This is a genomic window from Virgibacillus alimentarius (assembly GCF_017874635.1).
GTDB classification, from domain to species: domain Bacteria; phylum Bacillota; class Bacilli; order Bacillales; family Amphibacillaceae; genus Virgibacillus_B; species Virgibacillus_B alimentarius.
The window spans coordinates 17,450-38,380 of the sequence record NZ_JAGIKX010000029.1; the positions used below are offsets into that span (position 1 = coordinate 17,450).

19 protein-coding genes and 2 other annotated features are annotated in these 20,931 nt (G+C 34.7%); all 19 genes read left to right on the forward strand.

The window, feature by feature from the left end:
• The first annotated feature begins 151 nt into the window (after positions 1-151).
• The 19 genes from citZ to rplT all read left to right on the forward strand — a co-directional run bounded on the left by citZ (position 152) and on the right by rplT (position 20,802).
• Positions 152-1,270, forward strand: a complete 1,119-nt coding sequence (gene citZ / locus J2Z81_RS12585) for a citrate synthase (protein WP_029267311.1) — start codon at positions 152-154, stop codon at positions 1,268-1,270.
• A 100-nt stretch (positions 1,271-1,370) separates the two neighbouring features.
• The gene (icd, locus tag J2Z81_RS12590; protein ID WP_029267309.1) at positions 1,371-2,642 is read left to right on the forward strand and encodes an NADP-dependent isocitrate dehydrogenase; all 1,272 of its coding nucleotides are present in this window, start codon (positions 1,371-1,373) and stop codon (positions 2,640-2,642) included.
• A gap of 20 nt (positions 2,643-2,662) precedes the next feature.
• Positions 2,663-3,601 carry a malate dehydrogenase gene (gene mdh / locus J2Z81_RS12595; protein ID WP_029267307.1) on the forward strand — a complete coding sequence of 313 codons (939 nt, stop codon included), beginning with the start codon at positions 2,663-2,665 and terminating at the stop codon, positions 3,599-3,601.
• Between the two features lie 188 nt (positions 3,602-3,789).
• Positions 3,790-4,485 (forward strand): response regulator transcription factor, encoded by a 696-nt coding sequence (locus J2Z81_RS12600; protein ID WP_029267305.1) that lies wholly within the window; start codon positions 3,790-3,792, stop codon positions 4,483-4,485.
• On the forward strand, positions 4,482-5,852 hold the full coding sequence (gene pnpS, locus J2Z81_RS12605; protein WP_029267303.1) for a two-component system histidine kinase PnpS: 1,371 nt from the start codon (positions 4,482-4,484) through the stop codon (positions 5,850-5,852). Before J2Z81_RS12600 ends, pnpS begins: the two co-directional genes overlap by 4 nt.
• A gap of 173 nt (positions 5,853-6,025) precedes the next feature.
• On the forward strand, positions 6,026-8,665 hold the full coding sequence (gene polA, locus J2Z81_RS12610) for a DNA polymerase I (RefSeq protein ID WP_226371479.1): 2,640 nt from the start codon (positions 6,026-6,028) through the stop codon (positions 8,663-8,665).
• A gap of 11 nt (positions 8,666-8,676) precedes the next feature.
• Positions 8,677-9,504, forward strand: a complete 828-nt coding sequence (gene mutM, locus J2Z81_RS12615; protein WP_029267299.1) for a DNA-formamidopyrimidine glycosylase — start codon at positions 8,677-8,679, stop codon at positions 9,502-9,504.
• Between the two features lie 13 nt (positions 9,505-9,517).
• Positions 9,518-10,117: a dephospho-CoA kinase gene (gene coaE / locus J2Z81_RS12620; protein ID WP_226371480.1), complete on the forward strand. Its 600-nt coding sequence runs from the start codon at positions 9,518-9,520 to the stop codon at positions 10,115-10,117.
• A 178-nt stretch (positions 10,118-10,295) separates the two neighbouring features.
• Positions 10,296-11,321 (forward strand): glyceraldehyde-3-phosphate dehydrogenase, encoded by a 1,026-nt coding sequence (locus J2Z81_RS12625; RefSeq protein ID WP_029267296.1) that lies wholly within the window; start codon positions 10,296-10,298, stop codon positions 11,319-11,321.
• 180 nt (positions 11,322-11,501) lie between these two features.
• On the forward strand, positions 11,502-11,972 hold the full coding sequence (nrdR, locus tag J2Z81_RS12630) for a transcriptional regulator NrdR (RefSeq protein ID WP_029267294.1): 471 nt from the start codon (positions 11,502-11,504) through the stop codon (positions 11,970-11,972).
• A 62-nt stretch (positions 11,973-12,034) separates the two neighbouring features.
• Positions 12,035-13,399, forward strand: a complete 1,365-nt coding sequence (locus J2Z81_RS12635) for a replication initiation and membrane attachment family protein (RefSeq protein WP_029267291.1) — start codon at positions 12,035-12,037, stop codon at positions 13,397-13,399.
• 5 nt (positions 13,400-13,404) lie between these two features.
• Positions 13,405-14,334 (forward strand): primosomal protein DnaI, encoded by a 930-nt coding sequence (dnaI, locus tag J2Z81_RS12640; protein WP_029267289.1) that lies wholly within the window; start codon positions 13,405-13,407, stop codon positions 14,332-14,334.
• Positions 14,335-14,495: 161 nt separating this feature from the next.
• On the forward strand, positions 14,496-15,347 hold the full coding sequence (ytxC, locus tag J2Z81_RS12645) for a putative sporulation protein YtxC (RefSeq protein WP_029267287.1): 852 nt from the start codon (positions 14,496-14,498) through the stop codon (positions 15,345-15,347).
• A 57-nt stretch (positions 15,348-15,404) separates the two neighbouring features.
• Positions 15,405-15,638 (forward strand) — a binding site (T-box leader).
• Between the two features lie 68 nt (positions 15,639-15,706).
• Positions 15,707-17,650 carry a threonine--tRNA ligase gene (gene thrS / locus J2Z81_RS12650; protein ID WP_029267285.1) on the forward strand — a complete coding sequence of 648 codons (1,944 nt, stop codon included), beginning with the start codon at positions 15,707-15,709 and terminating at the stop codon, positions 17,648-17,650.
• A 74-nt stretch (positions 17,651-17,724) separates the two neighbouring features.
• Positions 17,725-18,726 (forward strand): signal peptide peptidase SppA, encoded by a 1,002-nt coding sequence (sppA, locus tag J2Z81_RS12655; RefSeq protein ID WP_029267283.1) that lies wholly within the window; start codon positions 17,725-17,727, stop codon positions 18,724-18,726.
• Positions 18,727-18,738: 12 nt separating this feature from the next.
• Positions 18,739-19,239, forward strand: coding sequence for an RDD family protein (locus J2Z81_RS12660; protein WP_029267280.1), 501 nt, complete (start codon positions 18,739-18,741; stop codon positions 19,237-19,239).
• 133 nt (positions 19,240-19,372) lie between these two features.
• Positions 19,373-19,498, forward strand: a sequence feature (ribosomal protein L20 leader region).
• Between the two features lie 131 nt (positions 19,499-19,629).
• Entirely contained in the window at positions 19,630-20,133 is a 504-nt protein-coding gene (gene infC, locus J2Z81_RS12665; RefSeq protein ID WP_029267278.1) for a translation initiation factor IF-3, read from the forward strand.
• A gap of 50 nt (positions 20,134-20,183) precedes the next feature.
• The gene (gene rpmI / locus J2Z81_RS12670) at positions 20,184-20,378 is read left to right on the forward strand and encodes a 50S ribosomal protein L35 (protein ID WP_029267276.1); all 195 of its coding nucleotides are present in this window, start codon (positions 20,184-20,186) and stop codon (positions 20,376-20,378) included.
• A 67-nt stretch (positions 20,379-20,445) separates the two neighbouring features.
• Positions 20,446-20,802, forward strand: a complete 357-nt coding sequence (rplT, locus tag J2Z81_RS12675) for a 50S ribosomal protein L20 (protein WP_029267274.1) — start codon at positions 20,446-20,448, stop codon at positions 20,800-20,802.
• The last annotated feature ends 129 nt before the right edge of the window (positions 20,803-20,931 follow it).

A 20,931-nucleotide genomic window follows, 5' to 3' on the forward strand; every position in this document is an offset into this window, starting at 1 on the left:
CTTAAAATAAAGTCTTATTTAAAATAAATGATTTTAATTCACATTAGTTACATAATACACTATAATTGTGCATGGGGCAGATCAATAGTAAGCAATAATTTTTGTGAAAGTTTTATCATTAATTGTTTTATCAAAAAGGAGAGGGTTTGTTATGACAACAGCTAAAGGTCTTGAAGGGGTTGTAGCAACTCAATCGTCAATTAGTTCAATTATAAATGATCAACTAACATATGTTGGTTATACAATTGATGATTTGGCAGAAAATTCTAGTTTTGAAGAAGTTATCTATTTATTATGGAATTTGAAATTGCCAACAAAATCAGAATTGGATGCGTTTAAAGCTGAATTGGCAGATAATATGAAGTTGCCTGAACCAGTAATTGATCATTTACGATCCTATGATTTATCAACTGTTCATCCAATGGCTGCACTAAGGACTGCTGTATCTTTACTTGGGCTATATGATGATGAAGCAGATGTAATGGAAGAGGCTGCTAATAAACAAAAAGCACTTCGTATCCAAGCAAAAATAGCTACGATAGTAACTGCATTTGCTAGAATTCGTAAGGGTCTAGATCCGGTAGAACCAAAAAAAGATTTAAGCTTTGCGGAAAACTTCTTATATATGTTAAATGGCAAAGAGGCCAAGGATATAGAAGTTGAAGCCATTAATAAAGCATTAGTGCTTCATGCAGATCATGAATTAAATGCCTCAACATTTACAGCGCGTGTTTGTGTTGCAACTTTATCTGACATTTATTCTGGTATTACTGCAGCAATTGGTGCACTAAAAGGACCATTGCATGGTGGAGCCAATGAGCAAGTCATGAAAATGCTGACGGAAATTGATAGTGTGGAAAATGCAATCCCATATATTGAAGAGAAGTTAAAAAATAAGGAAAAAATTATGGGTATGGGACACCGCGTATACAAAAGTGGAGACCCTCGAGCAAAACATTTAAAGCGTATGTCAAAAGAATTAACAAAAATTACTGGTCAAGATAAATGGTACACGATGTCAGTGAAAATTGAAGATTATATAAAAGGAGAAAAAGGTCTTCCTGCTAATGTGGACTTTTATTCTGCTTCTGTCTACCATAGTTTAGGTATTGATCATGATTTATTTACTCCTCTGTTTGCAATGAGTCGTGCTTCAGGTTGGCTGGCACATATTTTAGAACAATATGATAATAATCGTCTTATTAGACCTCGTGCTGATTATATCGGGCCAGAGACCCAAAAATATGTTGCAATTGAGGATAGAAATTAATTTGATTTCATTCATCCATCATAATATTTGTTGTTATTAACCACTTTTTATTTATTGTGGTAAAATAATATAGGTATGAACATAACAGGAGGGTTTTTTAATGACTCAAGGTGAAAAAATTACAGTAAATAATGGGGAGATGAACGTACCAAATCGTCCTATAATCCCTTTTATTGAAGGAGATGGGACAGGCCCTGACATTTGGGCAGCTGCAAAAAGAGTGCTTGAAGCAGCAGTTGATAAAGCTTATAACGGTGAAAAGTCTATTGACTGGAAAGAAGTATATGCTGGTCAAAAGGCATTTGATAAAACAGGTGAATGGTTACCAGATGAAACACTTGAAAAAATTCGTGAGTATAAAATTGCTATTAAAGGACCATTAACTACGCCAATCGGTGGAGGCTTTCGTTCGTTGAACGTTGCCTTGCGTCAGGAATTGGATCTATTCACATGTTTACGTCCAGTTCGTTACTTCGACGGTGTTCCATCACCAGTTAAACGTCCAGAAGACGTTGACATGGTAATATTCAGAGAAAATACAGAAGATATTTACGCTGGTATTGAATGGCAAAAAGGCACAGCGGATGTAAAAAAAGTGATTGATTTTATGCAAAATGAAATGGGAGTAAAAAATATTCGCTTTCCTGAAACATCTGGTATCGGTGTTAAGCCAGTATCTGAAGAAGGTACAAAGCGTTTAGTTCGTGCAAGTATCGAATACGCATTAAATGAAGGACGCAGAAATGTTACTTTAGTGCACAAAGGAAATATTATGAAATTCACGGAAGGTGCATTCAAAGCATGGGGCTATGAAGTAGCTGAACAGGAATATGGTGATAAAGTATTCACATGGGCTGAGTATGACCGTATTGTTGAAAAAGATGGTAAAGATGCTGCTAATAAAGCACAAGACGAAGCAGTAAAGTCTGGAAAAATTATCGTTAAAGACGCAATTGCGGACATTTTCCTACAGCAAATTTTAACAAGACCAAAAGAGTTCGATGTTGTTGCAACAATGAACTTAAATGGTGACTATATATCTGACGCACTAGCAGCTCAAGTTGGCGGAATCGGGATTGCTCCGGGAGCTAATATTAACTATGATACTGGACATGCAATTTTCGAAGCTACACACGGAACAGCTCCAAAATATGCTGGTTTAGACAAAGTTAATCCATCTTCTGTCATTCTTTCTGGTGTATTAATGTTGGAACACCTTGGGTGGAGAGAAGCAGCTGATCTCGTAACAAAAGCGATGGATAAAACAATTGCTTCTAAAGTTGTTACTTACGACTTTGCACGTTTAATGGATGGTGCTACAGAAGTAAAATGCTCAGCATTCGGTGACGAGTTAATCAAAAACATGAATTAATCGTTAGGAAGGTGAAGGGCGTGGCTATGAAACGTAACAAAATATCGGTAATAGGCTCAGGATTCACTGGAACAACTACTGCATTAATGTTAGCACAAAAAGAACTTGGCGATGTCGTTTTAGTTGATATTCCAAATATGGAAGCACCTACAAAAGGTAAAGCTTTAGACATGTTGGAAGCAAGCCCAGTACAAGGGTTCGATGTAAATATTACAGGTACTTCAAATTACGAGGAAACAAAAGGCTCTGATTTAGTGATCATTACAGCTGGTATAGCACGTAAGCCTGGTATGAGCCGTGATGACCTGGTAAATACTAACGCAAAAATCATGAAAACTGTTGCCAAAGATATTGCTACATATGCACCTGACGCTTTTATCGTAGTCCTTTCAAATCCGGTTGATGCGATGACATATACCGCATTTAAGGAGTCTGGATTTCCAAAAGAGCGTGTAATTGGCCAATCTGGAGTCTTAGATACAGCGAGATTCCGAACGTTTATTGCTCAAGAATTAAACCTATCCGTAAAAGATATAACGGGATTTGTTCTAGGAGGCCATGGCGATGACATGGTGCCATTAATCCGTTATTCTTATGCTGGTGGAATTCCTTTAGAAAAATTAATTTCGAAAGACCGTTTGGATGAAATTGTTGAACGAACAAGGAAAGGCGGAGGAGAAATTGTCGGTTTATTAGGAAATGGCAGTGCCTACTATGCTCCTGCTGCATCATTAACAATTATGGCTGAAGCAATCCTAAAAGATCAACGCCGTGTTCTCCCTGCAATCGCATATTTAGAAGGGGAATATGGATATTCTGACATCTATTTAGGCGTTCCTGTTGTTCTTGGCGGAAACGGAATCGAAGAAATTATTGAATTAGACTTAACTGAGGAAGAAAAGAAAGCATTAGATAAATCAGCAGATTCTGTTAAACAGGTATTAAGTATATTAGATTAAAGTTAAATAGCTCTTTTTTACATCGAAGGAAGTGTAGAAAAGAGCTTTTTTATATGTATTTTTCCCAAAAAAGGCAAGAAATATGCTAGCTTCTTTGTAAATTCTTATTTACAATAATCTTTTCTTGTTCACAAGAATCATCATTCAATGTAAGATAAGGATAGTTACTCAGGGAAAGGAAGAGGTCATTGAAGCAAAAAGCATTAATTGTTGATGATGAAGTGTCGATTGTTACATTATTAAGCTTCAATTTAAAAAAGGCGGGCTTTGAAACGGATGTTGCTTATGATGGAGCAGAAGCTATGAAAAAAGTTGAGAAAAATGTGTATGATATTATATTACTGGATTTAATGTTACCAGAAATTGATGGGCTTGAAGTATGTAGACAGTTAAGAAAAAAGCAAATTGATACGCCCATTATTATGTTAACAGCGAGGAATGAAGAATTTAATAAAATATTAGGCTTAGAATTAGGTGCAGATGATTATTTAACGAAACCTTTTAGTCCAAAGGAAGTAGTTGCACGAATAAAAGCAATTTTACGGAGAACAAATAAATCCGCAATTAACGTTCACTCTACTATTCATATTGGTAACTTAATGATTGACCCAAACAGTTATGAGGTAAAACTAGCTGATAAAACGATTTTATTTACACGAAAAGAATTTGAACTATTATTACATCTTGCAAATCACTTGGGTAATGTCTTATCAAGGGATCAGTTATTAAGTGAAGTATGGAATTATGATTTTGCAGGTGATACGCGCATTGTAGATGTTCATATTAGTCGTCTGCGTGATAAAATTGAGCCGAATACTAAAAAACCAGTTTATATTAAAACAATTCGAGGACTTGGTTACAAAATGGAGGACCCAACCGCATGAAAGCATTATTTTCTAAATCATTAATTTTATATGCACTAGGAATATTGATAATCGAAGCTATTACAGGAGCTATATTGAGTCAGACGGTGGATAACCTGTTCGTTCTGATTTCGGTATTACTTATTGAGTACATAATCTTGCTTCTCATTTTACTCCACGTTTTTGATAAATATATCAAACCTATCAAAAAAGCAACGAAGACAGTTGACCAGTTGGTGCAGGGTAATTACCGAGCTAGGATACACCATCCAGTTAATGGGAGTATTGGGATTTTAAGTAATAAAATAAATTCTTTAGCTCGCAGTTTAAGTGAACTTTCAATACATGAACAACTTCAAGCTGAACAACTGTCAACAGTAATCGATAATACGGAAAGCGGTCTTGTCCTTATAGATGAAAAAGGGTTCATACACCTTGTAAACCGTAAGTTTATATCGATGTTTGGAAAAACCACAAAGGATTATGTAGGATATATATTATACGACGTTTTGGACAGTGAAAAAATTCACCAAGTTGTTCAGGAAACTTTCCTGTATGAAAAAAATGTTAAAGGATCGATTACCCATTATAAAGATTCAGAGAAAAGCTATTTGGAAATCGTTGGCGCCCCAATTTTTAATGAGAAAAACATGTTGAGGGGAGCAGTGCTTGTTATCTATGATATTACAGAACTGAAGAATCTTGAGCTAATGCGAAAAGACTTTGTGGCAAATGTTTCCCATGAGCTGAAAACACCCATAACTTCCATTAAAGGATTTACAGAAACATTAATGGACGGTGCCATGAATGAAGAACATTCAAATGAACAGTTTTTGGAAATAATTTATCAGGAAAGTAATCGATTGCAATTACTTGTTGAAGACTTACTAACACTTTCCAGCCTGGAAAGAGATGGACTTCAGTTAGTAATAACTGAAGTGGACTTGTCGTCTTTGGTGAAAGAAATTGTTCCAATGATCAGACATCAGGCAGAACAACATCAGATTGAATTTCATGCGAATGTAGAGGAAAACCTTTTCATTCAAGCAGATAAAGACAAAGTGAAACAAGTTATTTTAAACTTATTAAATAATGCCATTAGTTATACACCAGCTAAAGGAGAAATCACTTTGACGATTGAAGAGACAAAGGACTTTTTACAAATACAAGTAAGAGATACTGGAATCGGGATGAGTCTAGACGTACTCCCACGTATATTTGAACGTTTTTACCGAGTTGATAAGGCGCGTAGCCGTAATACTGGAGGAACAGGTTTAGGATTAGCAATTGTGAAACATATCATGGAAGTTCATGGCGGAAAAATCACAGTAAAAAGCGAATTAAATAAAGGCTCTCTTTTCTCGGTTTATTTTCCAAAACAAGTTTAACATCCTTTCATCGAAAGGATGTTTTGCTTTGGCTAAGGTGAATGTTCCGTTGAAACGATTCAATATTTTTATCTTTGCCAAGAATAGTGTAAAATATATGTATCATTTAAGAGATAGAAAAATTATTTTAAATACATAATTTGATAACGTTCTTTAGTTTAGGAGGAAGCTGGATGACGAATAAACTTGTTTTAATTGACGGAAACAGTATTATTTATCGTGCCTTTTTTGCGTTGCCATTATTAAATAATGATAAGGGGATTTATACGAATGCGGTATATGGCTTTACAACCATGCTGATGCGGATTTTGGAAGAAGAAAAACCAACACACATGCTGGTTGCGTTCGACGCAGGTAAAACAACATTTCGACACGAGCAGTATAAAGAGTATAAAGGTGGTCGGCAAAAAACTCCACCAGAATTATCAGAGCAGTTCCCTGTGTTGAAAGAATTATTAAATGCATTTTCTATACCGCATTATCAAATTGAAAATTATGAGGCCGATGATATTATTGGAACACTTGCAACTCAGGGTCAAGAGCGCAACTGGGATGTCACTATTATCTCTGGTGATAAGGACTTACTGCAGCTTGTTTCTGATTCGGTTACCGTTAACTTGACAAAGAAGGGGATTAGTGAAGTAGAACAATTCACACCTACTCATATGGAAGAAACTATGAATATTTCTCCGCATCAAATTATTGATATGAAAGCATTAATGGGAGATAACTCAGATAATATACCTGGTGTTCCAGGGATTGGTCAGAAGACTGCAATTAAACTCTTAAAACAATATAAAACTTTAGAGGAAATATATGTGAACGTAAATAATATTAGCGGGAAAAAATTAAAAGAAAATCTTATCACTTACAAAGATAATGCAAAAATGAGCAAGGAACTTGTTACCATTAAGTGCGATTCTCCTGTAGAGGTCACTTTAGAAGATTTGCCTTATAAGGGTTTTGCAAAAAACAAAGTAACCTCTATCTTTAAAGATTTAGGTTTTCAATCGTTGCTAAGCAGGCTAGACCATCAACAATCTGACAATGAGGAAGACCACCATGAATTCAAAACAATTGATTTTACGATCGTTGACCATATAACAAAAGATTTATTTTCTGGCGAGGAAGCATTATATGTCGAAATGCTCACGGATAATTACCATCATGCTCCGATCGAAGGCATTGGTATTGTGAATGAAAAAATATCTATATTCATTCCAACGGATGTTGCCTTAAAATCGAACATATTTAAGCAGTGGGCAGAAGATAAAAGTATGACTAAATATGTTTTTGATGCGAAGAAGACTGTTGTTGCTTTATTAAATAAAGATATTCATTTAAGAGGAATTTCCTTTGATATGCTGCTTGCCTCCTATTTACTTAATCCTTCTGAGAATCACCATGATATTCCGGCAGTTGGACAACGCTATGGAAAGAAAGAAGTCTTATTTGATGAAGAAGTATATGGGAAAGGAGCTAAAATGAAAGTTCCGGAACAAAGTGTATTAGCTGAGCACATTGTGCGGAAAACTGCTATTTTATATTCATTAATTGATGAGATGAATAAACAATTAAAAGCTAATAAACAATACATGTTATTTAAAGAGTTAGAAATGCCTCTCGCTTTAATTTTAGGGAAAATGGAGCATTATGGCATTAAAGTGGATGTTGCACGTTTGCAAGAAATGGGGAGCGAATTAAGTTTTAGACTAGAAGAGATTGAGAAAGAGGTCTATGAATTAGCTGGTGAAGTGTTTAATTTAAACTCGCCGAAACAATTGGGGCCAATTCTTTTTGAAAAGCTTAACTTACCAGTTATTAAAAAAACAAAAACTGGTTATTCAACTGCTGCAGACGTTTTGGAAAAACTAGAGAATGAACATGAAATCATTCCAAAAATTCTTTTGTATCGCCAGCTAGGTAAACTCCAATCTACCTATATTGAGGGCTTGCTAAAAGTGGTAAATAAAAATACGAATAAAATTCATACACGTTTTAATCAAGCTTTAACTCAAACGGGAAGATTGAGTTCAATTGAACCGAACTTACAAAATATCCCAATTCGTTTAGAAGAAGGAAGGAAAATTCGACAAGCTTTTATCCCCTCCAAGAAGGGGTGGATCATATTTGCTGCTGATTATTCTCAAATTGAACTACGAGTATTAGCACATATAGCAAAGGATAAAAAGTTAATAGCAGCATTTAAAGATAATATTGATATACACACACAAACTGCAATGGATGTATTTCATGTAGATAAAGCGGATGTTACAAGTAATATGCGTAGGCAAGCGAAAGCGGTTAATTTTGGTATCGTATATGGCATTAGTGATTATGGACTCTCACAAAATTTGGGAATTTCACGCAAGGAGGCAAAACAATTCATTGATCGCTATTTTGATAGCTATCCAGGAGTTAAAACATATATGGAAGAAATTGTTCAGGAGGCAAAACATAAAGGTTATGTTAATACTTTAATGAATCGAAGACGTTACCTTCCTGATATTTCTAGCAGAAATTTTAACCGGCGCAGTTTTGCTGAAAGAACCGCGATGAATACACCAATTCAGGGTAGTGCAGCGGATATTATTAAAAAAGCAATGATCGATTTGCATGAGAAGCTAATCGATGAACAATTAAATGCACGTATGTTATTACAAGTACATGATGAATTAATCATCGAAGCACCAAAATCAGAACTTACTCAATTGAAAGAAATTGTACCAATGGTTATGGAAAATACAGTCAACCTGGATGTACCATTAAAAGCGGATTATGAGTATGGATATAGCTGGTTTGATGCAAAGTAAGGAGAAATAATATGCCAGAATTGCCAGAAGTCGAAACAATTAAAAACACATTAAAAAGATTTCTATTAAATAAAACAATAGAGAATGTATCCGTTTATTGGTCTAATATAATCAAACTGCCAGATGATATAGAAAAATTTAAATTCATGTTAACTGGACAAACATTTCAAAATATAACCCGTAAAGGGAAATTCCTACTATTTCACCTAGATGATTATATGTTGATCTCTCACTTAAGAATGGAAGGAAAATATAGTATTGATGATGCTTCAACACCTATAAAGAAACATACACATGTTATTTTTTCATTAAATAATAATGAAGAACTGCGTTATAATGATGTTCGCAAGTTTGGAACGATGCATGTTGTCAACAAAGGAGAAGAATTATTAAATAAACCATTAAATCAACTTGGTCCAGACCCTTTTGACAAAGATTTTACATTGACCTATTTCTATGAAAAATTGAATAAAACAGACCGTTTTATAAAAACAGTTTTACTTGACCAATCAATTGTAACTGGTTTAGGGAATATATACGTTGATGAAACATTGTTTAAAGCGGGTGTTCATCCCTTAAAAAAAGCTAGTAGATTATCTAAAAAGGAAATCAAAGGAATTCAAGATCAAGCAATTTTGACATTAAAGGAAGCTGTTGAACAAGGCGGAACAACGATAAAGTCCTATGTTAATGGACAAGGTGAAATGGGAATGTTTCAACAAAAATTATTTGTTTATGGCCAGGAAAACGAGCCATGTAAAAATTGTGGCAGACCAATTGTTAAGATGAAAGTTGGAGGTCGTGGAACGCACGTATGTATCGCTTGCCAGAAACAATAAAAAGGAGAAAACCATGGGACTAATTATAGGACTAACTGGAAGTATAGCCAGTGGTAAAAGCACAGTATCTTTAATGTTTGACGATTTTGATATACCAGTAATTGATGCCGATAAGCTTGCTCGGGAAGTAGTAGACCCTGGAGAAAAGGCATATGAAGCAATTATTCATAAGTTTGGTCCGGGTATACTTCGTGAGGATAAAACTTTAGACCGGAAGAAGTTGGGCGCTATTGTCTTTGCGGATGAGCAAAAAAGGATGCAATTAAACGAAATAGTGCATCCTGCTATACGAGAAAAAATGCTAAAACACCGTGATGCTTATATTAAATCAGATGAAAAATGTGTCGTACTTGATATACCTTTACTTTTTGAAAATAAATTAACGAATTATGTTGATAAAACATTAGTGGTTTATGTAGATGAAAACGTACAACTAGAGCGTCTAATGGAGCGTGAAGGATTTTCAAAACAAGAAGCAAAGCAACGGATTCAAGCCCAGATTCCCAATAAAGAGAAGGCAAAGCTTGCTGACGCAATTATTGATAATAATGGAACAAAACATCATTCCTATGAACAGTTAGAAAAACTTTTACGTACATGGGGTGTAATATAAAAAGAACCACAATAACACAACAACGAAAAAAAGCTTAGATATTTGTATCTAAGCTTTTTAGTACAACAAAATAAACAAAATATTTAAATTACATAAAATCAATCACATTTTTATGTAAATGTGTTATACTAATTATGACAAATAACAAAACTGTGTAACATATATAGGAGGACAATAAATGAGTAAAACCCGAATTGCAATTAATGGATTTGGTCGGATTGGCCGAATGGTATTTCGTCAAGCTATTATAGATGATCAATTAGATGTAGTTGCTGTGAACGCCAGCTATCCTCCAGAAACACTTGCACACCTAATAAAATATGATAGTGTTCATGGTATTTTTGATGGAGAAGTGAAAGCGCTCGATCAAGCATTGGAAGTAAACGGAAAGACAATTACACTTGTGCAGGAAAGAGAACCTCAAAAGCTTCCGTGGAAAGAGCATAATATAGATGTTGTAGTTGAAGCAACTGGAAAATTTAATACAAAGAAAGATGCTGGCCTACATTTACAAGCAGGTGCAAAAAAGGTAGTCATTACAGCACCTGGAAAACAAGTTGACAAAACAATTGTAATGGGGGTTAACCAGGAAACTTATCAGCCTGAAGAAGATGATATTGTATCAAATGCATCTTGTACTACGAATTGTTTAGCCCCAGTGGTAAAGGTATTAGATGATAACTTTAATATTGTCAATGGTTTAATGACAACTGTTCATGCATTTACAAATGACCAAAAGAATTTAGACAATCCACATAAAGACTTACGTCGTGCAAGAGGATGTACACAATCAATTATTCCAACATCTACAGGGGCTGCAAAGGCACTAGGTGAAGTTTTACCTCATTTAAATGGGAAATTGCATGGGATGGCCTTACGTGTCCCAACGCCTAATGTTTCATTAGTGGATTTGGTTATTGATGTTGAAAAGGATGTAACAACGGATATGGTTAATGACGCATTGAAGCAAGCATCCAATAATGAATTACATGGAATTATCAAATATAGTGATGAACCGCTCGTATCCATTGATTACACAACTACGGATTATTCTGCAATCATAGATGGTTTATCTACACTTGTAATGGGAGATAATAAATTAAAAGTGTTAGCATGGTATGATAATGAGTGGGGTTATTCAAAGCGCGTAGTTGATTTAACGAAATATGTAGGAAGTTACCTACGTGAAAAAGTGAATATTTAAAAAGTATAAGTTTAGAAAATGATTGCTTTTCTTGGGTTTATTCAAGATTTGCAATCATTTTCTTATTAGTGGATTTAAATAAAACATGTTAAAATAAAAGGTATATCTTTAAATAAAATAGTCCTTGTTTGAAAAAATATATACATAGTAATTTTCCTTATAAAAGGGGGGATAGCAGGTATGAAGTGTACAAATTGCCAGTTTAAGAGTACTAGAGTATTGGATTCGAGACCAATCGAAGAGGGACAATCCATTCGGAGACGAAGGGAATGTGAGCGATGTGGTTTTCGATTTACAACATTTGAACGGATTGAAGAAATACCATTAATCGTAGTAAAAAAAGACGGAGCCCGTCAGGAATTCAGCAGAGAAAAATTAGTTCGTGGTTTAATAAAGGCTTGTGAAAAACGTCCAGTTCCTATGGAAAAAATTGAGGCAATTGCCCTTGACGTAGAAAAAGAAGTACGTAATACTGGTTGTTCGGAAATAGATAGTAAAGATATAGGCGAAATGGTCATGAATCGTCTGTCTGATGTTGATGAAGTGGCCTATGTTCGTTTTGCCTCCGTTTATCGTCAATTTAAAGATCTGAGTGTGTTTTTAGATGAGCTAAAAGATTTAATTAATACTACAGATAACGGTAATACCTAATACCAATTGTTTTTTGAACGGTTTTACTTTTTAGTAGAGCTTAAAGGAAGGATTAATATTAAATGAATTATATAGGGAAAATTTTACCTGTTGATGGGTATTATGTTTTATTAAAAGGGAATCTTGCAATCGATTATACCAAATCGCTAACCCATTTATATCAACCTTTAATTGGCATGCAGGCTGTTATATTATATCAAACGTTATTACATGAAATAGAGCTTCAATCTAATGAAGAACCACAAACACATCATACATTAATGAATTATTTAAACATTCCATTGGATGCAATTTACCAAGCAAGACTTAGGCTAGAAGGTATTGGTTTGCTAAAAACGTATCAAACGGATAAAAATAAATATACGTATATTTTACAAAGCCCTTTTTCCCCACAAGAATTTTTTAGTGATGGAATGCTATCCGAGCTCTTATACCATCATGTTGGAGAGATGAAGTTTAGCCATCTTAAAAGGCACTATGCTCGCTGTCACATGCATGATTATGGGAAAAACATCACCGTATCGTTTGAAGATGTATATCAAACATTTTATCCATCTTTCGAAAGTAAAAAGCCGATAGCAGATAATCAAATAGAACAGTCTCCTAGAATAAGTAATATTGATTTTACTTGGATTGAACAAATGTTAAAGCAACGTATGATTCCTGTGAAAAAAATATTAACTAAAAGTAATAGAAAATTGATTTCACAGATGAGGCTTCTGTATGATTTAGCAACACATGAAATAGAAAAAGCTATTTTATGGGCACTTACAGATGAAAATATATTGGATCCCGAAGAATTCAAAGCAGCATGTCAAGATTTGTTTAAAACACAGCAAAATAATACAAAGATTCAATTAACAGATAAAGTTAGTAACCCGAATCAGCCAACAAATTTAAAAGCTGCTACGAAAGAAGAACAACTTATTTATGAATTAGAAACAATATCTCCTAAACAATTGTTAGAGGATCTTTCAAGTGGGAACCATGCTTCTATACAAGATATGCGAGCTATACAGGAAGTAATGACTACGCAAGGATTACCTGCACCAGTCATGAACGTACTCATTCATTATGTCTTACTTCAATCCAATATGAAACTTTCTAAAGCTTATTTAGAAAAAATAGCAAGTCATTGGTCACGTGCAAACTTAAAAAGTGCTAAGGAAGCGATGGCCTTTGCGAAAAGAGAAACCGAGAGATATCAAAAGTATTCAAAAACGAATAAGTTCAGAAATACAAAGTCTAAATCAAATGAAGTTATACCGGATTGGTTTAAGGAAAGAAAAAAGAAAGAAAAAGAAACATCAAAACGTAATGAAAAAACAAATCAGCAAGCAGTTAATGAGGAGAAAGAGAAAGAAGAACTTATGGAACTTCTACGAAAGCACTCTAGTAATAAACAAAATAATCATTTGCAAGGATGATTGATATGGAACCGATACAAGCTTCATTAAAAAAGTGGATGAAGAAAAATAAATCCTTTCAAGAACATTATACTAATATCAAAAGGGAAGTTTTAAAGGATCCTGAGGTTACGGAATTTCTTACATTAAACAAGGTAAATCAAAAAGAAATCGAAAAAAATTTAATGAAATTATATGAATATAAATCCCAATCCAAGCAATGTAATCATTGTTCATCCTTAAAGGGATGTATCAATATCCTCCCGGGATACTCTCCCATTTTACATGTGGAGAATGGGGAGCTTCGGCTTATTTATGAAAAGTGTCATCAAAACGTTCTATTTGAAAAACAAAAGAAGCAGCAGAACCTGATACAAAGCTTGTATATGCCTAAGGAAATTCTGCAGGCAACATACGACAAAATTGATGTAACACTTGATAGAAGTCAAGCTATTCGGGAAACAAGCCAATTCCTCGAACTTGCAAAAACAGAATTACCAGCAAAAGGACTGTATTTGACAGGTCCATTTGGAGTAGGGAAAACTTATTTCCTTGGAGCGGTTGCTAATAAACTAAAGGAACTAAATATTTCATCTATGTTAATTTATATGCCTGAGTTTGTTAGAGAGATTAAAACATCAATTCAAGATAATTCAATAAACGAAAAAATAGACTATTTTAAAAATACGGATGTCCTTATGTTTGATGATATTGGTGCGGAAACCCAATCAGCTTGGATCCGTGATGAAATTCTTGGCTCTATTTTACAATATCGAATGATGGAGCAATTACCAGTTTTCTTTACTTCAAACTACAATTTAAAACAGTTGGAACAGCATTTGGCAAATACAAATCGGGGTGGCGTAGAAGAAGTGAAAGCTGGGAGAGTAATTGAAAGAATTAAACAAGTAAGTAAAGAAGTAAGTTTAGACGGGGAAAACAGACGTGATAAATAAGAATTTTTATAGCTGGTATAAGAGGGAATAATCCTTTTATATCAGCTTTTTTATGGCATCTAGTCAATACTTTCTTAGAAAGATGATTAATTTTCAGTCATTTTTTAAGAGCCTCGTCCATATAATGTAACAGTTTGGTTGTGGATGAGGGTGATGTTGATTTGTTGGAAGTATATTTTGAATCGAATAAAGAAATTATAACATTTTGTGAGCATTTATTTCGTTATAACAAGAATACCGAGCTGTACTGGACAGTACATAAAGATTGGGGGAATCGATTACAATTCAATGATAAAATAGTTAATAACCAATCTATTGTTGCAATTGCAAAATCAATGGTAGATGTGCTGATTACACATCGATTGTCTGACATGATGAGAAATATTATCATGGAAAAGTATTATTTTAAAAACACGGATGAGATAGAACGTATTTTAGATTTAAGCCATTGGATTTTTACAGGAGAAGATGATGATTGCTTAAGGGTCAAAAATAATCAGGATCCTAGTCAAACACTTCATGCAGTATTTATGGAGAATATCAAAAACACGGAAACGGTTCATTATGATTCTATCGTTAATTTTCGTTTGAAATTTTTTAAAAAAGAATTAATCCATTATGTTGGCTTGGCCATTGAGGAATTTAAAAGGGAGGAGGACCATCAAGCATTTATCAATATGTTACGTGAATATATAGTAAAAAAAGAACCAGGGTATAGGGAGATTTATATTCTCCAAGGCAGTTCATTTTCTTTTTTTAAATCTAATGGCAAAAAATTTTCGACGCTGGAACTACGGGAAATTACCAGAAAAGAACCACTATATATTGTCGGTTTAGATATAGACGAATTAAATTTATCTCCATTAATAGCTATGGCTCCAGCAAAAATAAAAATTTATGGTGATTATCCTTCTGAACCAAAAACATCGACCGTTATGAATGTTTTTCAAGAAAAAGTGGAATTTGAACCAATTCGCAATTTTCCTTTTCCGCACCATGTAAAAAATTATTAGAGGTGCTTGCATTTAAAATCAGCTAAGGCTATAATATAAATTATAATTTCATGATAGTCATAAGTATTGATAAGGATAAGATTATTTGTTTTTAAGTATATATAAGAGAGGGGAGCTACCTGCTGAAAACTTCCTATATACATACAAATAATTACCACCTTTGAACTCTGTTATCGAAATTTGCAGTAGATAGCAGCGAATATTCTGCGTTAAAGATAATGAAGCCATTTCTTAGTTAGATAAGAACATGGAAAATAGGGTGGAACCACGTGATCAACGCTCGTCCCTTTGCATTTAATGCAGAGGGACGAGCTTTTTTAAATTATAGAAAGATTGCAAAAAGGAGTGTAAAGGTAAAAATGTCAAACATAACAATCACTTTCCCAGATGGAGCAAATAAAGAGTTTCCAATGGGAACAACCGGTGAAGAAATTGCAGAATCGATTTCTTCAGGCTTAAAAAAACAAGCTTTGGCAATAAAGTTAGATGGAGAACTTATTGATTTAAAAACACAACTATCACAGGATGGAAAAATAGAAATCATTACATATAAGAATGATGAAGGTATCGAAATTATGCGTCATTCTGCTGCCCACTTGATGGCCCAGGCAATTAAGCGCATATACAAAGATGTTAAATTTGGGGTAGGTCCGGTAATCGAAGAAGGGTTCTATTATGACATGGAAATGGATTATTCTTTAACACCTGAAGATTTGCCTAAAATTGAAAAAGAAATGCAGCGCATTATTGACGAAAATTTAGCAATTGAAAGAATCGAAGTATCCCGTCAGGAAGCAAGAGAAATGTTTAAAGAAATTGATGACAATTTAAAACTGGAATTAATTGATGCAATTCCTGAAAATGAACAAGTGTCCATTTATAAACAAGGTGAATTTTTTGATTTATGCCGAGGCGTTCATGTTCCTTCGACAAGTAAAATTAAAGCCTTTAAATTATTAAGTATCTCTGGGGCTTACTGGCGAGGAGATAGTAACAACCAGCAATTACAACGTATATATGGAACAGCTTTCGAAAAGAAAAGCCAAGTGAATGACTATTTAAAACTTTTAGAAGAACGAAAAGAACGTGACCACCGAAAACTCGGAAAAGAATTGGGGATTTTTACTATATCCCAAAAGGTTGGACAAGGCTTGCCGATGTGGCTGCCAAAAGGAGCTACTATACGGCGAATTATTGAACGATATATTGTGGATATAGAAGAAAAATTAGGTTATGACCATGTTTATACACCTGTACTGGGAAGTGTTGATTTATATAAAACGAGTGGACATTTAGATCATTATCATGATGATATGTTTCCTATCATGGAAATGGATAATGAAGAATTGATATTGCGTCCCATGAACTGCCCGCATCATATGATGGTTTATAAAAATCAATTATATAGTTATCGTAGTTTGCCAGTTCGAATAGCAGAACTTGGTACAATGCACCGTTATGAAATGTCAGGAGCCTTAGCGGGATTACAGCGAGTGCGCGGGATGACATTAAATGATGCACATATTTTTGCGCGTCCGGATCAATTAAAAGACGAATTTATCCGTGTTGTAAAACTAATACAGAGGGTATATCAAGACTTTGGTATCAACGATTATTATTTCCGCTTATCGTATCGTGATCCAGAAGATAAGGAAAAATATATTGATAATGATGAAATGTGGGATAAAGCGCAAGCCATGTTGAAGGAAACAATGGAAGATATGCAGGTCGACTATGTTGAAGCATTTGGCGAAGCAGCTTTTTATGGTCCAAAATTAGATGTACAAGTAAAGACAGCTTTAGGCAAAGATGAAACATTATCAACCGTTCAACTAGATTATCAAGCAGCAGAAAAATTTGATCTCACTTATATAGGTGAAGATGGAAAAGAACATCGCCCTATTGTTATTCACCGCGGGGTTGTTTCAACGATGGAACGATTTGTAGCCTTTTTACTAGAAGAATATAAAGGAGCTTTTCCTACATGGCTGGCACCGGTACAAGCTAAAATTATCCCGGTTTCATCAGAAGCCCATTTAGATTATGCAAAGGGTGTTGCGGATACACTCCGATTACAAGGTGTAAGGGTTGCGGTTGATGAGCGGGATGAAAAAATTGGCTATAAAATTAGAGAAGCTCAAACACAAAAGATCCCATTCGCATTAGTTGTCGGAGACAATGAGATTGAGGATAATGCTGTCAATGTAAGAAGATATGGTGAAAAGAAATCTGAAACAGTGCCTTACAATGATTTTGAAGAATTGATGAAACAAGAAATTGAAGGTAAAACATTGCGAAAATAAAAACTTCAAGACTCACTCCATGCTTAAGGATTTTGGGTGAGTCTATTGACATATGAAGAAAGGTGGAACGGTAAATGGATGGAAAGCGTTGGTTAGCGCTTGGTATAGCAGCTGGACTATTTGTCATCTCCATAGTTGTTCAACTATCGACCACAGCGGCCACTACAGATTTTCAAGATTTATTTAGTGAAGATGAGGTAGCTTTTAAAGAAACAGTTATTGATAAAGGAAAACAAGGAACTAGAAATAAAATTGCTGTCTTGAATTTAGAAGGCGTTATTCAAGATACTGGGTCTCATTCTATGTTCAATTCCCCTGGTTACGATCATAAACGTTTTTTAAAAATGGTTGATGAAGCCGGTAAGGATAGAAGTGTAGATGGAATTATTTTGCGTATCAATTCCCCGGGTGGTGGAGTCGTTGAGAGTGCAGAAATACATGAAAAAGTCACTAAAATTCAGGAAGAGACAGAAAAGCCTGTGTATGTATCCATGGGGAATACAGCTGCGTCAGGAGGTTATTATGTTGCTGCCCCGGCTGATAAAATCGTGGCTAATCCCGCAACATTAACCGGCTCTATAGGCGTCATTATGGAAAGTATTAATTTTGCTGAATTAGCCGATGAATATGGCATTGATTTTAACACAATTAAAAGTGGTGAATATAAAGATATAATGTCCTCTTCAAGGAAGATGAAAGATGAGGAAAAAGAAATATTACAAACCATGATTGACGAACTATATGATGAGTTTGTCCAAGTTATAGTAGATGGACGTGGCATGCCAGAAAGTAAAGTTAGAAAGCTTGGTGACGGTCGAGTATATACAGGTAAACAAGCGAAAGAAAATAATTTAGTTGATGAATTAGGAACGTTAGAAGATACAGTAGCTTTAATGGAAGAGGATCATGATTTAAAAGGTGCAAGCGTTATTGAATATGAAACAAGCTATAATTTCAAGCAACTGATTGGGGCTTCCGCGCAAAGTATGTTTAAATCAGATGGTCGATTAAGCGGAATAATGGATCAAATTAGAAATTCCGATGGACCACGTGCTATGTATTTATATTCCAAGTGAGGGGGTGCCATTGTGAGTGATTACCAAAAAAATAATCATGTTGAAAGTGAGTCTGAATATAATCGGGGTACTGACGATAAAATTGAAAGTGAAAAAAAGCGCTATGCAGGTTTTTGGATGCGCTTCTGGGCTTATATAACTGACCTAATTGTTATTTTTAGCATTAATGGAATATTACTAAGTCCATTAAAGTTTGTTGGGGACGGCAGGATCGATATTGGGTTTTGGACTTTAAATGGTATCGTTAGTGTATTCGTTTTTTATATCTATTTTTTATTAATGACGAAAGTTTACGGACAAACGATTGGTAAAATGGTATTTGGACTTCGGGTTATTCGAATAGATGATAAAGACTTAAAGTGGAGTGATTTACTTTTTCGCGAAGTGATAGGAAGATTTATTTATAGGGCAATGGCCTTACTCTTTTTGTTATATGCTGTGGTAGCCTTTACCCCAGAGAAGCAAGGATTACATGATATTGTTGGGAATACTAGAGTAATACACAAAAATTAGGAAGGAACGGAGAAATAGATAGTTTATCTATTCTCCGTTTATTGACATGGGATTACACATTAATAAAATAAAAATTTGACAGTTCTTATAAGAAATGATATCCTTATGAAGTTGAATTGAATAGTAAAAGATCTGAGACAAGTAGAAGCACCCGCTTCTCACCTGATTGACGCAGTAAAATGCAGTCAACTGGTTCCAAACTTCTTAAAGATAAATGGAGACGTGTGGGTGCATATTGTACCGACACATTTTTGTCTGGAAACATGATGTATCCTTCTATGCTTAACATCATAGTCGCTTGTCAATAATAGATCGATAACTTTAAGAAACATGAAGCTTAAAGTAATGGTAGGAGAAAAAATTTGGAGGTGGCTGGATATTAGCAAAGAAATGAATGTCAATGAAAAAATTCGTGCTAAAGAAGTGCGTCTTATTGATTCGAATGGTGATCAGCTTGGGGTGAAATCACGTTCTGAAGCATTAGAAATCGCTCAGACGAGAAATTTAGATTTAGTTTTGGTTGCTCCAAATGCAAAACCACCAGTTTGTCGTGTAATGAACTACGGAAAATATCGTTACGAACAGCAAAAGAAAGAAAAGGAAGCTCGAAAAAAACAAAAAGTAATCAATGTAAAAGAGGTTCGTTTTACACCTGGAATTGGCGATCATGATTTTAATACCAAATTAAGAAATGCAAGAAAATTCCTTGGAAAAGGTGATAAAGTTAAAGCTTCCGTTCGATTCCGCGGTCGTGCGATTACACATAAGGGGTTAGGTCAAGAAGTATTAGACCGTTTAGCAGATGAAGTCAAAGACATTGCAACTATTGAATCCAAAGCAAAAATGGAAGGTCGTAATATGTTTATGATGCTAGCTCCTAACAGTGAAAAATAAATCATTCATCTTATGATAGAGTGTTCAAACATTACGAGGAGGAAATTTATATGCCTAAAATGAAAACTCATAAAGGTTCTCAAAAAAGATTTAGAAGAACAGGAACTGGTAAGTTGAAACGTTCGCATGCATATACAAGTCATTTGTTTGCAAATAAATCACAGAAGCAAAAACGTAAATTGCGTAAGTCAACTTTAGTTTCTGCTGGAGATTACAGACGGATTAAGAATATGCTTCCTAAATAAGAAGGATAGCAGCTAACGCTAAAAAAATGAAAATAATAAATTCGATTCATATCGGGAGGGAATTACTATGCCACGTGTAAAAGGTGGAATTGTAACGCGTCAACGTCGTAAACGCGTGCTTAAACTAGCAAAAGGTTATTATGGATCTAAACGCACTTTATTTAAAACAGCTAAACAACAAGTAATGAAATCAGGTCAGTATGCATATCGTGACCGTCGACAAAGAAAGCGTGATTTTCGCAAACTATGGATTACACGTATTAATGCAGCTGCACGTGCTAATGATCTATCTTATAGCAAAATGATGCATGGACTGAAACTAGCTGGCATTGAAGTAAACCGCAAAATGTTGTCGGAACTTGCAATTCATGATGAAGATGCATTTGCACAGTTAGCAGATAAAGCAAAAGCAGCACTACAATAATAAAAAAGCCAAATCCCAAAGGTGGATTTGGCTTTTTTTTAGTGCGCCCAGCATGGGCTATAACTTGGTGGTGAAAGTCCACTACAGGCTTGGCAGTAGGAACTGTTAGCTGAAAGCAAGGGTGTCCAT

Coding starts and splice junctions, on each gene's coding strand:
- citZ (WP_029267311.1), top strand. CDS start 152: ATGACAACAGCTAAAGGTCTTGAAGGGGTTGTAGCAACTCAATCGTCA.
- icd (WP_029267309.1), top strand. CDS start 1,371: ATGACTCAAGGTGAAAAAATTACAGTAAATAATGGGGAGATGAACGTA.
- pnpS (WP_029267303.1), top strand. CDS start 4,482: ATGAAAGCATTATTTTCTAAATCATTAATTTTATATGCACTAGGAATA.
- polA (WP_226371479.1), top strand. CDS start 6,026: ATGACGAATAAACTTGTTTTAATTGACGGAAACAGTATTATTTATCGT.
- mutM (WP_029267299.1), top strand. CDS start 8,677: ATGCCAGAATTGCCAGAAGTCGAAACAATTAAAAACACATTAAAAAGA.
- coaE (WP_226371480.1), top strand. CDS start 9,518: ATGGGACTAATTATAGGACTAACTGGAAGTATAGCCAGTGGTAAAAGC.
- J2Z81_RS12625 (WP_029267296.1), top strand. CDS start 10,296: ATGAGTAAAACCCGAATTGCAATTAATGGATTTGGTCGGATTGGCCGA.
- nrdR (WP_029267294.1), top strand. CDS start 11,502: ATGAAGTGTACAAATTGCCAGTTTAAGAGTACTAGAGTATTGGATTCG.
- J2Z81_RS12635 (WP_029267291.1), top strand. CDS start 12,035: ATGAATTATATAGGGAAAATTTTACCTGTTGATGGGTATTATGTTTTA.
- dnaI (WP_029267289.1), top strand. CDS start 13,405: ATGGAACCGATACAAGCTTCATTAAAAAAGTGGATGAAGAAAAATAAA.
- thrS (WP_029267285.1), top strand. CDS start 15,707: ATGTCAAACATAACAATCACTTTCCCAGATGGAGCAAATAAAGAGTTT.
- sppA (WP_029267283.1), top strand. CDS start 17,725: ATGGATGGAAAGCGTTGGTTAGCGCTTGGTATAGCAGCTGGACTATTT.
- infC (WP_029267278.1), top strand. CDS start 19,630: ATGAATGTCAATGAAAAAATTCGTGCTAAAGAAGTGCGTCTTATTGAT.
- rpmI (WP_029267276.1), top strand. CDS start 20,184: ATGCCTAAAATGAAAACTCATAAAGGTTCTCAAAAAAGATTTAGAAGA.
- rplT (WP_029267274.1), top strand. CDS start 20,446: ATGCCACGTGTAAAAGGTGGAATTGTAACGCGTCAACGTCGTAAACGC.